Annotated in this window: 12 protein-coding genes; 6 read left to right on the forward strand and 6 right to left on the reverse strand. The window is 68.7% G+C overall.

Annotated elements, in window-relative coordinates; translation table 11 throughout:
* Nucleotides 1-58 precede the first annotated feature (58 nt).
* Complete coding sequence (locus HPA02_RS00160; RefSeq protein ID WP_198057157.1) at nt 59-1,003, forward strand: LysR substrate-binding domain-containing protein; 945 nt, start codon at nt 59-61, stop codon at nt 1,001-1,003.
* Nucleotides 1,004-1,054: 51 nt separating this feature from the next.
* On the opposite strand, the gene HPA02_RS00165 is transcribed toward HPA02_RS00160, so the two are convergent.
* Both HPA02_RS00165 and purE read right to left on the reverse strand, forming a co-directional pair.
* Nucleotides 1,055-2,170 (reverse strand): 5-(carboxyamino)imidazole ribonucleotide synthase, encoded by a 1,116-nt coding sequence (locus HPA02_RS00165; RefSeq protein ID WP_146800650.1) that lies wholly within the window; start codon nt 2,168-2,170, stop codon nt 1,055-1,057.
* Nucleotides 2,171-2,180: 10 nt separating this feature from the next.
* Nucleotides 2,181-2,717: a 5-(carboxyamino)imidazole ribonucleotide mutase gene (gene purE / locus HPA02_RS00170; RefSeq protein WP_146800652.1), complete on the reverse strand. Its 537-nt coding sequence runs from the start codon at nt 2,715-2,717 to the stop codon at nt 2,181-2,183.
* 218 nt (nt 2,718-2,935) lie between these two features.
* On the opposite strand from purE, the gene HPA02_RS00175 reads away from it, so the two are divergent.
* Nucleotides 2,936-3,568: a YbaY family lipoprotein gene (locus HPA02_RS00175; RefSeq protein WP_222593963.1), complete on the forward strand. Its 633-nt coding sequence runs from the start codon at nt 2,936-2,938 to the stop codon at nt 3,566-3,568.
* Between the two features lie 23 nt (nt 3,569-3,591).
* Here HPA02_RS00175 and HPA02_RS00180 read toward each other — a convergent pair whose 3' ends face one another.
* From HPA02_RS00180 to HPA02_RS00190, 3 genes are read right to left on the reverse strand one after another with little or no spacing between them, the layout of a single operon-like run.
* A complete protein-coding gene (locus tag HPA02_RS00180; protein ID WP_146800654.1) occupies nt 3,592-5,601 on the reverse strand; it encodes a TRAP transporter permease in 2,010 nt (669 codons plus the stop codon).
* Nucleotides 5,588-6,052 carry a DUF1850 domain-containing protein gene (locus HPA02_RS00185; RefSeq protein ID WP_371832402.1) on the reverse strand — a complete coding sequence of 155 codons (465 nt, stop codon included), beginning with the start codon at nt 6,050-6,052 and terminating at the stop codon, nt 5,588-5,590. Before HPA02_RS00185 ends, HPA02_RS00180 begins: the two co-directional genes overlap by 14 nt.
* Before the next feature lie 51 nt (nt 6,053-6,103).
* On the reverse strand, nt 6,104-7,063 hold the full coding sequence (locus HPA02_RS00190) for a TAXI family TRAP transporter solute-binding subunit (protein WP_146800658.1): 960 nt from the start codon (nt 7,061-7,063) through the stop codon (nt 6,104-6,106).
* 195 nt (nt 7,064-7,258) lie between these two features.
* Between HPA02_RS00190 and HPA02_RS00195 the strand changes: the two genes are divergently transcribed.
* The 4 genes from HPA02_RS00195 to HPA02_RS00210 all read left to right on the forward strand — a co-directional run bounded on the left by HPA02_RS00195 (nt 7,259) and on the right by HPA02_RS00210 (nt 10,679).
* On the forward strand, nt 7,259-7,528 hold the full coding sequence (locus tag HPA02_RS00195) for an XRE family transcriptional regulator (RefSeq protein ID WP_146800660.1): 270 nt from the start codon (nt 7,259-7,261) through the stop codon (nt 7,526-7,528).
* Nucleotides 7,529-7,645: 117 nt separating this feature from the next.
* Complete coding sequence (locus tag HPA02_RS00200; protein ID WP_146800663.1) at nt 7,646-8,503, forward strand: putative selenate ABC transporter substrate-binding protein; 858 nt, start codon at nt 7,646-7,648, stop codon at nt 8,501-8,503.
* A complete protein-coding gene (locus HPA02_RS00205; RefSeq protein ID WP_146800665.1) occupies nt 8,503-9,156 on the forward strand; it encodes an ATP-binding cassette domain-containing protein in 654 nt (217 codons plus the stop codon). The genes HPA02_RS00200 and HPA02_RS00205 overlap by 1 nt, the downstream gene beginning before the upstream one ends.
* 2 nt (nt 9,157-9,158) lie before the next feature.
* Nucleotides 9,159-10,679 (forward strand): PhnE/PtxC family ABC transporter permease, encoded by a 1,521-nt coding sequence (locus HPA02_RS00210; protein WP_232340956.1) that lies wholly within the window; start codon nt 9,159-9,161, stop codon nt 10,677-10,679.
* A 152-nt stretch (nt 10,680-10,831) separates the two neighbouring features.
* Here the strand turns inward: HPA02_RS00210 and ilvD are convergent, their stop codons facing one another.
* Entirely contained in the window at nt 10,832-12,520 is a 1,689-nt protein-coding gene (ilvD, locus tag HPA02_RS00215) for a dihydroxy-acid dehydratase (protein WP_146800668.1), read from the reverse strand.
* Between the last annotated feature and the right edge of the window lie 30 nt (nt 12,521-12,550).

The raw sequence follows: 12,550 nt of genomic DNA on the forward strand, positions 1-12,550 counted from the left end.
CCTCGCCGCGCGCCGACCGCGCCATGCGACCAACAAGACGATGATCCGAGGGGCCCTGATGGCAAACCGAAACAAGGATCCACTGGACACCTACCTACTGCGGGTACTCTGCCTGCTGCTGGACGAACGCAATGTGTCGCGCACCGCGATCCTGATGCACCAGTCGCAGCCGGCGATCAGCGCCGCGCTGAAGAAGCTGCGCGAGATCTTCGACGATGCGCTGCTGGTCCGCGACAAGGGCGGCATGGTGCCCACCGAGCGCGCCCTGGAGCTGTTGCCCCATGCGCGCCGCGCCCTGGCCGAGATCGACCGTCTCACCGAGTCACCGGCAGAGTTCGAACCGGCCAGCAGCCGCCAGCAGTTCCGCATCGGCGCCCCGGACTACCTGGCACCGATCTTCATGCGCACGGCGGTGCGCATGCTGCGCGACGAGGCGCCCCAGGCGCGCCTCTCCGTCCATGCCCTGGGTCCCGACTACGACTTCGAAGCGGCGCTGGCCGAGGGCGAACTGGATATCGTCATCGGCAACTGGCCGGAGCCCCCGGAGCGCATGCACCTGTCGATGCTGCTGGAAGACGAGATCGTCTGCCTGATGGCCGAGGATCACCCCCTGGCCGCCGAGCCGGCCCTGACCCAGGAGGCCTACCTGGACGCGGGGCATGTGGTGCCCCTACCCTACTCCCGCAGCCAACGCGGGGTCATCGACCGCTACCTGACCGGCCTGCGCCTGGAACGCCACGAGGTGGTCGAGGTGCAGTCCTTCGGCCTGGCCCCTTACCTGCTCCAGGAGAGCGACCTGATCTTCACCACCAGCCGCCACTTCGCGAGCTTCTTCGCCCGGCTGCTGCCGCTGACCATCTGCCCCTGCCCCATCGACTTCCCGCCGATGCGCTTCTATCAGCTATGGCACGATCGCCAGCATCACGCCCCCGCGCACCGTTGGATTCGCACCCTGCTGACCCGCGCCGGCCGCGAGGTCCAGGCCCTCGGCCGGCAGAACTGACGACGCCGCCCGATGGGCGGCGTCGCGGTCGTCTCGGGTCCCTGACGACCCTCAGGGCTCGAAGCTAAAGCGCGGCGCCGGGGCCTCCGGCAGCAGGGCCGCGCAGGCTCGCACCTTTTCCAGCAGCGCCTCATGGGTCGGTGCCACCAGGTTAACGTGGGCCAGCTTGCGCCCGGGACGCTCGGCCTTGTCGTAGCGATGCAGGTGGGCATCGTCCAGGGCCAGGAGTTCGGCGGCATCGCCTTCGCGGCCGATCACATTGACCATGCAGGTGGGCTGGCGCGCCGCGGTATCGCCCAGGGGCAGCCCCTGGATGGCACGCAGGTGATTCTCGAACTGGCTGGTCACGGCGCCGTCCTGGGTCCAGTGCCCGGAGTTGTGCACCCGGGGCGCCATCTCGTTGGCCAGTAGGCCGCCGTCGCGGGTCTGGAAAAGCTCCAGGGTCAATACCCCCACATAGTCCAGCTCGTCGAGCAGGGCGCGAATATAGCCGTCGGCGGTCTGCTGCACGGCCGCGTCGAGGTCCGGCAGGGGCGCCACCGAGTAGCGCAGGATGCCGTCCACGTGCTGGTTCTCGGCCATCGGGTAGAAGACCACCTCACCGTCGCGACCACGCACGGCGATGATCGACACCTCGCGCACGAAGTCGACGAAGGCCTCGACGATCAGCCGCGGATGACCGATGCCGCGCCAGGCCGCCTCGGCCTCGGAGGGATCGCGGAGCACCACCTGACCCTTGCCGTCATAGCCCTCGGTCACCGACTTGGCCACCACCGGGCAGCCCAGTTCCCGGGCAGCGGCCTCGAGCTCGTCGGCATGCTCCACGACACGGTAGGCGGGGGTGGGAATGCCCAGGCGGTCGAACAGTGCCTTCTCCTCGACGCGATTCTGGCAGACCCGGATCGCCTCGCTGGAGGGGTAGACCGGGGTCTGCTCCTCGATGGCCTGGACCAGGGCCACCGGCAGGTGCTCGAACTCGTAGGTGACCAGGTCCACCTTGGCCAGGAAGTCGGCCAGGTGCTTCTGGTCGGTATCGATCATCACCTCGCCGATGCCGGCGCTGGGGTGGCCGGTGGTATCCAGGAAGGTGAAGCGATTGCCCAGGGGGTATCCCGCCAGGGCCAGCATGCGGCCCAGTTGGCCGGCACCCAGAACGCCGATATTCATGGTTGCTTCCTCATTCGCTGGGACGGGGGTCCGGGTTATCGAGCACCGTCTCGGTCTGTTCGGCACGGAAGGCCTCCACCGCCTGACGGATGGTGGCGTCCTGCAGGCCGACGATCTGCGCCGCCAGCAGGCCCGCATTGGTGGCCCCGGCCTTGCCGATGGCCAGGGTGCCCACGGCGATACCACCGGGCATCTGCACGATGGAGAGCAGCGAATCGAGCCCCTTGAGGGCCTTGGACTCCACCGGCACGCCGAGCACCGGCAGGGCGGTCTGGGAGGCCACCATGCCCGGCAGGTGAGCGGCGCCGCCGGCCCCGGCGATGATCACCGAGAGGCCACGCTCGGCGGCAGACTTGGCATAGTCGAAGAGCAGGTCCGGGGTACGGTGGGCGGAGACCACCCGGGTCTCATAGGGCACGCCCAGGCGTTCCAGCATGGTCACCGCATGTTCCATCACCGGCCAGTCGGACTTGGACCCCATGATCACGCCTACGCGGGGAGAAGAAGAGGATGACGCGGTGGACGGCGCCTCGTGGGACGACTGCATGGCCTGCTCCTCGGCAAACGGGTGCCTGATATCGAGTATGGGTAAAAATCGAAGGGGCAGTATTCTACCCAGGCCATGCCCCGGCGTCATCTTGACCAGCTGGGCAGCGTCGCCCCTTGGCGACGCCGGCTTTCACCCTTGGTGCGCACTTGCCTGTTAGGGTGGCTCGTGTCGGCGGGATGCCGTCCTTCGCAACCGTTTCCCCCAAGGAGAGCCCCATGAAATATCCGCTGATGCTGATTACCGCCCTCGCCGCCAGCCTGAGCCTGGCCGCCTGCAGTCAATCCGAGGACACCGCCGCCAGCGCCGATGGTGACCAGGTCTCGCTAAGCGCCGGCGATACTGCCGAGGGTGGCCAGGTCTCACCGAGCGCCGGCGATACTGCCGACACTTCCAGTGCCGAGACCACCGAAACGCCTGCCGCCGAGGCCGCCGAAACGACCACCCTGAGTGGCCGCCTGAGCTACCGGGAGCGCATGGCCCTGCCCGAGGAGGGCGTGATCATCGTCCAGTTGCTCGACGTCTCCCTGGCCGATGCCCCGGCGGAGATCCTCGCCGAGAAGCACCTCACCCCCGAGGGCCAGGTCCCCGTCGACTTCCGCCTCGCCTATGATCCGGCCGAGGTGCAAACCAACCACCGCTACGCGCTGCGCGGCGAGATCCGCGACGCCCAGGGCGAATTGCTGTGGACCACCACCGAGCATCACGGCGTGGACCTGAGCGAAGCCAGCCCCGAGGTCCCGGAGCTGGTCCTGACCCGGGTCGCCGAGCCGACGCCCCCGGCCGCGGAGACAATGGCCGACGAGGCCGACGTCGAGGCGCTGGAGGAGACCGGCGCCGAGGCCGGCTAACCCCTCCCGCAGCCTCTGCCCGCTCAGCCGGCGGCGACCCGCCGCCGGCTGGCCAGCCAGTTGCCCCCCAGTACCAGCAGCATGACCGCCACCCCGGCGACCTCCACCCGCAGATCGGGATAGAAGACCGCCACGATGGCCGGCACGATCGCCAGCCGTGGCAACCAGGCCATGCGCGTGAACAGGTACCCCTCCAGGGCCGCGGCGAAGGCCCCCAGCGCCAGGATGGCGATGAACCCGTTCCAGATCAGCACCGGCCAGGGGCCGCCGAGGATGATCTCCGGATTGAAGACCATGAACACCGGAATCAGGTAGAGCCCCTTGGCGAACTTCCACGCCTGCACCCCGGTGGCCATGGGCTTGCTGCCGGCGATGGCCGCCCCGGCGAAGCCGGCCAGGGCGATGGGCGGGGTGACGTTGGAGTCCTGGGAGTACCAGAACACCACCAGGTGGGCGATCAACAGCGGGATGCCGAACTCGGCGGTGAGCGCCGGGCCCACCAACACGATCAGCACGATATAACTGGCGGTGACCGGCAGCCCCATGCCCAGCACCAGGCTGGCCAGCAGCACCATGATCAGCGCCAGCACGATATTGCCGCCGGAGAAGGCCATCATCATGGCCGAGAACTTCAGCCCCAGGCCGGTGAGCCCCACCACCCCGACGATGATGCCGGCCACGGCACAGGCCATGGAGACCGCCACGGCGTTGCGGGCACCTAGCTCCAGCCCCTCCAGCAGCTTGGCGAGCCCCGCCTTGAGCATCGCGCCGATACCGGCCGCGGTGACGGCCTGTCCCTGCCCGGGCGCCACGAAGAAGTGCCAGACCGCGTAGCGTAGGGCCGCCACCGCCACCATGGTGATCACCGCGTAGTAGCCCACCCGCATCGGCGACATATGCATCGCCAGCAGCCACACCAGCACCCCCAGCGGTAGCAGGAAGTGCCAACCATCGCGCATCACCCGGCGCATCTGCGGCAGCTCCGATCGGGCCATGCCCTGCATGCCCTGCTTGAGGGCGATGATGTGCACGAAGAGGTAAACGGTGGCGAAGTAGAGGATCGCCGGCAGGATGCTGACCTTGACCACCTCCAGGTAGGGCATCCGCGTGTACTCGGCGATCAGGAAGGCCCCGGCGCCCATCAGCGGCGGCATGATCTGCCCACCGGTGGAGGCCGCCGCCTCGATGCCGCCGGCCTGGTGCGGCTTGTAGCCCAGGCGCTTCATCAGCGGAATGGTGAAGGCGCCGGTGGTCACCACATTGGCGATGGCGCTGCCGGAGATCGAGCCCATGCCGGCGGAGGCCAGCACCGCCGCCTTGGCGGGGCCGCCGCGCTGGCGGCCGGTGGCGGCATAGGCCATATCGATAAAGAACTTGCCGGCGCCGGTCACCTCGAGGAAGGCGCCAAACAGCACGAAGACGAAGATATAGGTGGCCGCCACCCCCAGCGGCAGGCCGAAGATGCCCTCCTGCCCCAGGTAGAGCTGGCCCACCAGCCGGTCGATATTGTAGCCGCGATGCTCGAGGATACCGGGCAGGAACTGCCCCAACCAGGGCAGCTCGCCCCGCGGCCCGGCGAAGGCATAGAGGATGCCCAGGGCACCGATAATGGTCATGCCCAGCCCCACCGCCCGGCGACTCGCCTCGAGCACCGTGATCACGGCGATGCAGCCGACCAGGATATCGGTCTGGCTCCAGAAGCCGGCGCGCCCGATGATCTCGTCCAGGTAGAGCACCAGGTAGCCGCCGGTGAGCAGGGCCCCACCCAGGAAGAGCGCGTCCAGGGCCCAGCCCAGCAGGCCGCGACGCCGCTGCGGGCCGAAGACCGGAAAGATCAGGAAGGCCAGCAGCATGATCAGCATCAGGTGGATGCTGCGCTGATAGAAGAGCCCCAGGGGCTGGATGCCGGCGGAGTAGAGCTGGAACAGCGACAGCCCCACCGCCACCAGGCTGATCGACCAGAGGATCGCTCGCCCCTGGGTGGGGCGCGCGCCGGAAGGCGCCGGGGAGGCGCCGGAATCACTGCGGGTCATCGTTTCGGGGTCCCGTTTCACAAGTCTGCAACTGGATCGTCACCGCCTGATTGGCGGCCCGCTCGCTCAGGCTGAGGCGCCGGCCCGCCACCACCAGGCGATGGTTCACCGCCATGGCGCCGACCCGCAGGCGATAGGCGTTACCGGGTACCGGCTCGTCGATGGCCTCGATCCAGTAACCGCCCCGACCGTCGGAGACCTGGCGCCCACGGCCGGGAATATGATCGAGGCCGGCGGCGAAGTCCGGCAGGTGGCTGCGCTCCAGCACCATGCGCCCGCCCCGATGGCGGTAGCAATCGAGGACCGCGAAGCCGGCCACCGAGTGGTTCCATTCCAGGCACCAGGTCGTTCCCTCGGGCCGGGGCCGGCTCAGCAGGGTGGTGCCGTCCTCGCCGATCACCGCCAGGCACGCCTCGGAGGCGTTCGCCGGCACCACCAGCAAGCCTGACACGAGCGCCAGGGCGGGCCCCAGGGCCCACCCCGTCAAACGCCTCGACACGGCTCAGGGACGTTGATGCTCGGCCACCTCGGCGCCCACCTCCTCGTAGTAGCGCAGGGCCCCCGGATGGAAGGCGATGGGCGTGGAGTCGATGCTGAACGGTACCGTGGTGTCGTTGGCCGCCGGATGGATGGCGATCAGCTCGTCGGTCTGCTCGAAGAGCACCTTGGTGATCTGGTAGGCCAGTTCCTCGTCCATCTCGCTGCTCACCGCCAACACGTTGGGGATGCTGATGGTCGGCACCGGCTCGTCCACGCCGTCGTAGATGCCCACCCGCAGGGTGTAGGGAGCGAATACCGGCTCCGCCTCCCGGGCATTGGCGATCTCCTCCTCGGAGAGGCCGATCAGGCGCACCTCGCGGGTGGTGGCCAGGTTGAGGATGGAGCTGGTGGGCGGCCCCACGCTCCAGAAGCCGGCGTCGATATCGCCGTCGCGGATGGCATCGGCGGTCTCGTTGAAGTTGAGGCGCTGGGGGGTGAAGTCGTCATAGTCGATGCCGTTGGCCTCCAGCAGGGCGCGGGCATTGAGCTCGGTGCCGCTGCCCGGCGCCCCCACCGAGACCCGCTTGCCGCGCAGGTCCTCCAGCGAGTGGATATCGGAGTCGGCCAGGGCCACCAGTTGCACCGCATTGGGGTAGATGGAGGCCAGGGCACGGATGTTCTCCAGTTGGCGACCCTCGAAGTCGCCGGTGCCGCTATAGGCCTGGTAGACGGTATCCGCCAGGGCCAGGGCCAGGTCGGAGTCACCGCGCCACACCAGGCCCATGTTCTCCACCGAGGCGCCGGTGACCTCGGCCACGGCGCTGGCTCCCTCGATATGGTTGTTGATCAGCTCGGCGAGGCCGCCGCCATAGGGGTAGTAGGTGCCGCCGGTACCGCCGGTGGCGATGGAGAGCTGCTGGCCGAAGGCGGCGGGGGCCAGGGCCAGCAGGGAGGCGGCCAGGGTAAGCTTGAATCGAGACATGGGTTCGCTCCAGGAAGTCATGGTTGTTGTTGGCCTGTCGTCGCCGTCAAAATTAGCAGGTTCTGGAATTCACTGCTCGACGCTGGCCGCCGACTGCGACCAAGGAATAAGGTCAAATTCCTGCATTTTTCCCTGGCAAGCCACGGCAAAACCTTGCATGCTGAGGTCGTCGCTAGCCAAGGCCAACGGAGAACCATGAGCACGGCACGATTATCCAGCGGTTGGGATGCCCTAGACAGTGCAAGCACGGCCCCCAACCTGGACGTTCGAGAGCTGGAGAAACGCTCTCGACTGATGCGCATCCTGACCCGCCGCATCGCCCTTTCCGACCTGCCCAATCGCGAGATCGCCCATCGCGTCGGCATGCCCCCCCAACGCCTCAGCGACCTGCTGGCCGGCAAGGTGGAGCTGTTCGGCGTAGAGGAACTCGAGTCGCTACGCGACAGCCTCGACCCGGATCACTGAGCGCGCCCGCACCGCCCCCCGCGGTGCGGGCGCGTCCACTTTTCCGGTGAGCGGTCGGCAAGCCCCCCTCAATCGAGTATCCTGGCGCCTTCTTCTCAACCCGAGGACGAGACAGCCATGCTACGTGCCCTGATGCTGGCCCTGGGACTGGTCGCCGCCCCCCTGGCCGCCGCCGATACCCTAGTGTTCACCGCCATTCCCGACGAGGACGAGACGCGCCTGCAGGAGCGCTTCGGCGCGGTCGCCGACTACCTGGCCGAGGAGCTCGAGGTGGACGTGCGCTTTATCCCCGTCACCTCCTACGCCGCTTCCGTCACCGCCTTTCGCAACAACCAGGTGCAGCTGGCCTGGTTCGGCGGCTTCACCGGGGTCCAGGCACGCCAGCTGGTGCCCGGCGCCCGGGCCATCGCCCAGGGCGTCGAGGACCCCCAGTACAAGAGCTATGTGATCGCCAACCGCGACACCGGCCTCGAGCCCATGGAGCAGGCGACCGCCCCCGAGGCGCTGCGCGGCCTGACCTTCAGCTTCGGCTCCCAGAGCTCCACCTCCGGGCGCCTGATGCCGGAATACTTCCTGCGCGAGCACCTCGGCGAGGCCCCGGAGGCGCTCTTCGAGCGGGTCGGCTTCAGCGGCAACCATAGCCGCACCATCTCCCTGGTGCAGTCCGGCGCCTACCAGGCCGGGGTGGTGAGCTACAAGGCCTGGGAGAACGAGGTCGAGAGCGGCAGTGTCGATCCCGAGCGGGTCCAGGTGATCTGGCAGACCCCGCCCTACCCGGACTACCAGTGGACAGTCCGCGGCGACCTGGACGAGCGCTTCGGCGCCGGCTTCACCGAGCGCCTGCAGCAGGCCCTGATCGCCATGGAGGCGCCGGAACTGCTGGCCAGCTTCCCGCGCTCCGGCTTTATTCCCGCCGACAACGACGACTACGCCATGATCGAGCGCGTCGCCACCGAGCTGGGGCTGCTCGACTGATGACCGGTTTGGTCCTGGCGGGGGCGGTGGCCGACTACGGCAGCGCTCGGGTGCTGGGTCCCCTGGACCTGGCCCTGGCCCCCGGTGAGCGCGTCGCCCTGGTGGGCAAGAGCGGTGCCGGCAAGTCGACCCTGCTGACACTGATGCACCAGCGCTGGCGGGATCAGGGCGTGGCGCTGATGCCCCAGGACCTGGGCCTGGTGCCCAGCCTCTCGGTGTTTCACAACGTCTATATGGGGCGCCTCGATCGTTACCCCTGGTGGGCCAACCTATGGACCCTGGTGCGCCCCCGCCAACGCGACGTGGTGGAGATCACCGCACTGCTCGAGCGCCTGGATATCGCCGAGAAACGCTGGACGCCCTGCGGCGAGCTCTCCGGCGGCCAGCGCCAGCGGGTCGCCGCCGCCCGGGCGATTCACCAGGGCGGCCGGGTGCTGTTGGCCGACGAGCCGGTCTCGGCGCTGGACGGCCCCCAGGCGGAACGCGTGATGCGCGCCCTCACCGAGACCTATGACATGGCGGTACTGGCCATGCACGACCTGGAGCTGGCGCTGCGCCACTGCAACCGGGTGGTAGGCATCCAGGCGGGCAGCATCGCCATCGACCGCCCCAGCCGCGAGCTGAGCACGAGCGACCTGCTCGATCTCTACTGACGATGACGACACCGCCTCCCTCGACCGACCGCATGCCCTTCGGCGCCACCCGCCGGGTCAGCCTGGCCCTGGTGGCACTGGCGGCGCTCTGCCTGTGGCTGGGGGACTTCGAGATCAGCGCCCACGACCCCTGGCAGGAGCTGGGACGCCTGGCCCTGGGCCTGGTGCGTCCCGACTTCGGCGCCGTGGATGCCCTCGGCGAGGCGCTGCTGCGTACCGTCGCCTTCGCCTTCGTCGGCGTCGGCGTCGGCGCCAGCGCCGGCCTGCTGCTGGCGCTCTGCTTCCACCGCCTCTGGGTGCGCACCGGCTGCGCCTTCGTCCGCGCCATCCATGAGCTGTTCTGGGCGCTGATCTTCCTGCAGTGCTTCGGCCTGCACCCGCTGACCGGGGTGCTGGCCATCGCCATCCCCTATGCGGGCATCTTCGCCAAGGTCTACGCGGAGATCCTCGACGAGACCGACCCGGCCCCGGCGCGCACCCTGCCCCAGCGCACCGGCCGGCTCTCGGCGCTGCTCTATACGCGCATCAGCCAGGCCTGGCCACACCTGGTCAGTTACACCGCCTATCGCCTGGAGTGCGGCCTGCGCTCCAGCGCCGTGCTGGGCTTCGTGGGCATGCCCACCCTGGGCTTCCACCTGGCCAGCCACTTCGCCCAGGGCCACTACGCCGTGGTGGGTGCCCTGCTGCTGCTCTTTTATGCCCTGATCGCCAGCCTGCGCCTCTGGGTGCGGCCGAAACTGCTACCCTTCTACCTGCTGGCGGCGCCCTTCTGCCTGGGCACCGGCCTGCCGATCCTGTGGAGCAATGTGGCGCGCTTCTTTACCCAGGACATCGTGCCGGCACCGCTGAGAAACGGCGAAGGCCTGGCGGGGCTCGGCCCCTGGCTCGGCGACCTGCTGCTCCATCAGGCCCTGCCCGGTATCTGGAATACCCTGCTGCTGAGTCAGATCGCCCTGGTGCTCACCGGGGTACTGGCCATGGCGCTCTTCCCGCTGATCTCTCACCACTTTACCGGGCGGCACCTCACCGGCCGCCTCGGCGCCGGCCTGGGCCATGGCCTGCTGGTGGTGCTACGCTCGACCCCGGAGTATCTGCTGGCCTTTATCCTGCTGCAGCTATGGGGCCCCTCCATGCTACCGGCGGTGGTGGCCCTGGCCCTGCACAACGGCGGCATCATCGCCCACCTGGTAGGGCGACGCAGCAACCAGATCGTGCTGCGCCCCGACGCCCCCCGGGGCCTCGAGCGCTACGCCTACGAGGTGGCCCCCAGGGTCTATGGGCCCTTTATGGCGCTGCTCTTCTACCGCTGGGAGATCATCATGCGCGAGACCGCCATCCTCGGCATTCTCGGCATCGCCACCCTGGGCTTCTACGTGGACAGCGCCATCCAGGAGATCCGCTTCGACCGGGCCCTGGTGCTGATCCTGATCACCGCCGCCCTCAATATCGGTGTGGATATCCTCGCCCGCCGCCTGCGCGCTCACCTGCGGCTGCGCCATACCATCAATCGCCAGAGCTGCTAAGCGACTCGCCGCAGGCGATACTGCACCCCTCTCCCCGATACCCTCAATCGCCAGAGCTGCTAAGCGACTCGCCGCAGGCGATACTGCGCCCCTCTCCCCGATACCCTCAATCGCCAGAGCCGCTAAACGACGATAGCCTTGGCGCTTGGGTTCTAGTCCGGTATATCGGTCACCGCGCCGGTACTCGCCGAGCTGACCAGCCGCGCATACTTGGCCAGCACCCCACGGGTATAGCGCGGCGCCGGCTGCCGCCAGGCGCCGCGACGGCGCGCGAGCTCCGCCTCGGAGAGGTCGACGTCGAGGGTATCGGCCTCGGCATCGATGGTGATGACATCGCCGTCCTCCACCAGCGCCAGGGGCCCGCCGTCGAAGGCCTCAGGGGTCACATGGCCCACCACGAAGCCGTGGCTGCCGCCGGAGAAGCGCCCGTCGGTGATCAGCGCCACCTCGCTGCCCAGGCCGCGCCCCATGATCGCCGAGGTGGGAGTCAGCATCTCGCGCATGCCCGGCCCGCCCCGGGGCCCCTCGTTGCGGATCACCACCACCTCGCCGGCGGTCACGGTGCCATCGTTGATGCGCGCCTGGGCCTCCTCCTCGGAGCCGAACACCCGGGCGGTGCCGGAGAAGCGCGTGCCCTCCTTGCCGGTGATCTTGGCCACCGCCCCCTCGGGGGCCAGGTTGCCGTAGAGGATGCGCAGGTGGCTCTCCGCCTTGAGGGGGCGGTCGAGCGTCGCGATGATCTTCTGGTCGTCGGGATAGGGGGCGACGCTCGCCAGGTTCTCGGCCAGGGTCTTGCCGGTCACCGTCAGGCAGTCGCCATGCAGCAGGCCGGCGTCGAGCAGGGTCTTCATCAGCGGCTGGATGCCACCGATGGCCACCAGCTCGCTCATCATGTAGTGGCCGCTGGGGCGCAGGTCGGCCACCACCGGCACGCGCTTGCCGATGCGGGTAAAGTCCGCCAGCGAGAGCTCGACCCCGAGGGTGCGGGCCATGCCGATCAGGTGCAGCACCGCATTGGTGGAGCCGCCCAGGGCGATCACCACGCTGATGGCGTTTTCGAAGGCCTCCCGGGTCATGATGTCCGAAGGCTTGAGATCGCGTTCGAGCAGCGTCAGCACCGCGGCCCCCGCCGCCTCGCAGTCGGCGCGCTTGTCCCGGGACACGGCGTTCTGGGCGGAGCTTCCCGGCAGGCTCATGCCCAGCGCCTCGATGGCCGAGGCCATGGTGTTGGCGGTGTACATGCCGCCGCAGGAGCCGGGGCCGGGAATCGCCGTCTCCTCGATCTGCTTGAGCGCGATCCGGTCGATATCGCCACGGCTATGGGCGCCCATGGCCTCGAACACCGAGACGATATCGGTATGGCCCTTGCCGGGCAGGATGGTGCCGCCGTATACGAAGACGCTGGGACGGTCGAGGCGCGCCAGCCCCATCAGGCAGCCGGGCATGTTCTTGTCGCAGCCGCCGATGGCCACCAGGCCGTCGAAGCCCTCGCAACCGGCCACCGTCTCGATGGAGTCGGCGATCACCTCCCGCGACACCAGCGAGTACTTCATGCCCTCGGTGCCGTTGGCGATGCCGTCGGAGATGGTGATGGTGTTGAAGATCACCGCCTTGCCGCCGGCGGCGTCGGCGCCGTCCCGGGCATGCTCGGCGAGCTCGTTGATATGGCTGTTGCAGGGGGTGACCATGCTCCAGGTGGAGGCGATGCCCACCTGGGGCTTGGCGAAGTCATCGTCGCCGAAGCCCACCGCGCGCAGCATGGCGCGGCTGGCCGCCTTGCCGGGGCCATCCACCACCGGGGCGGAGTGGCGGCGGCGGGGATCCTTGGGGGTATCGGACATGGCGGGCCTCCTCTGACGATGGCATGACCC

The sequence above is a fragment of the Bisbaumannia pacifica genome (assembly GCF_007989625.1).
Lineage (GTDB): Bacteria > Pseudomonadota > Gammaproteobacteria > Pseudomonadales > Halomonadaceae > Bisbaumannia > Bisbaumannia pacifica.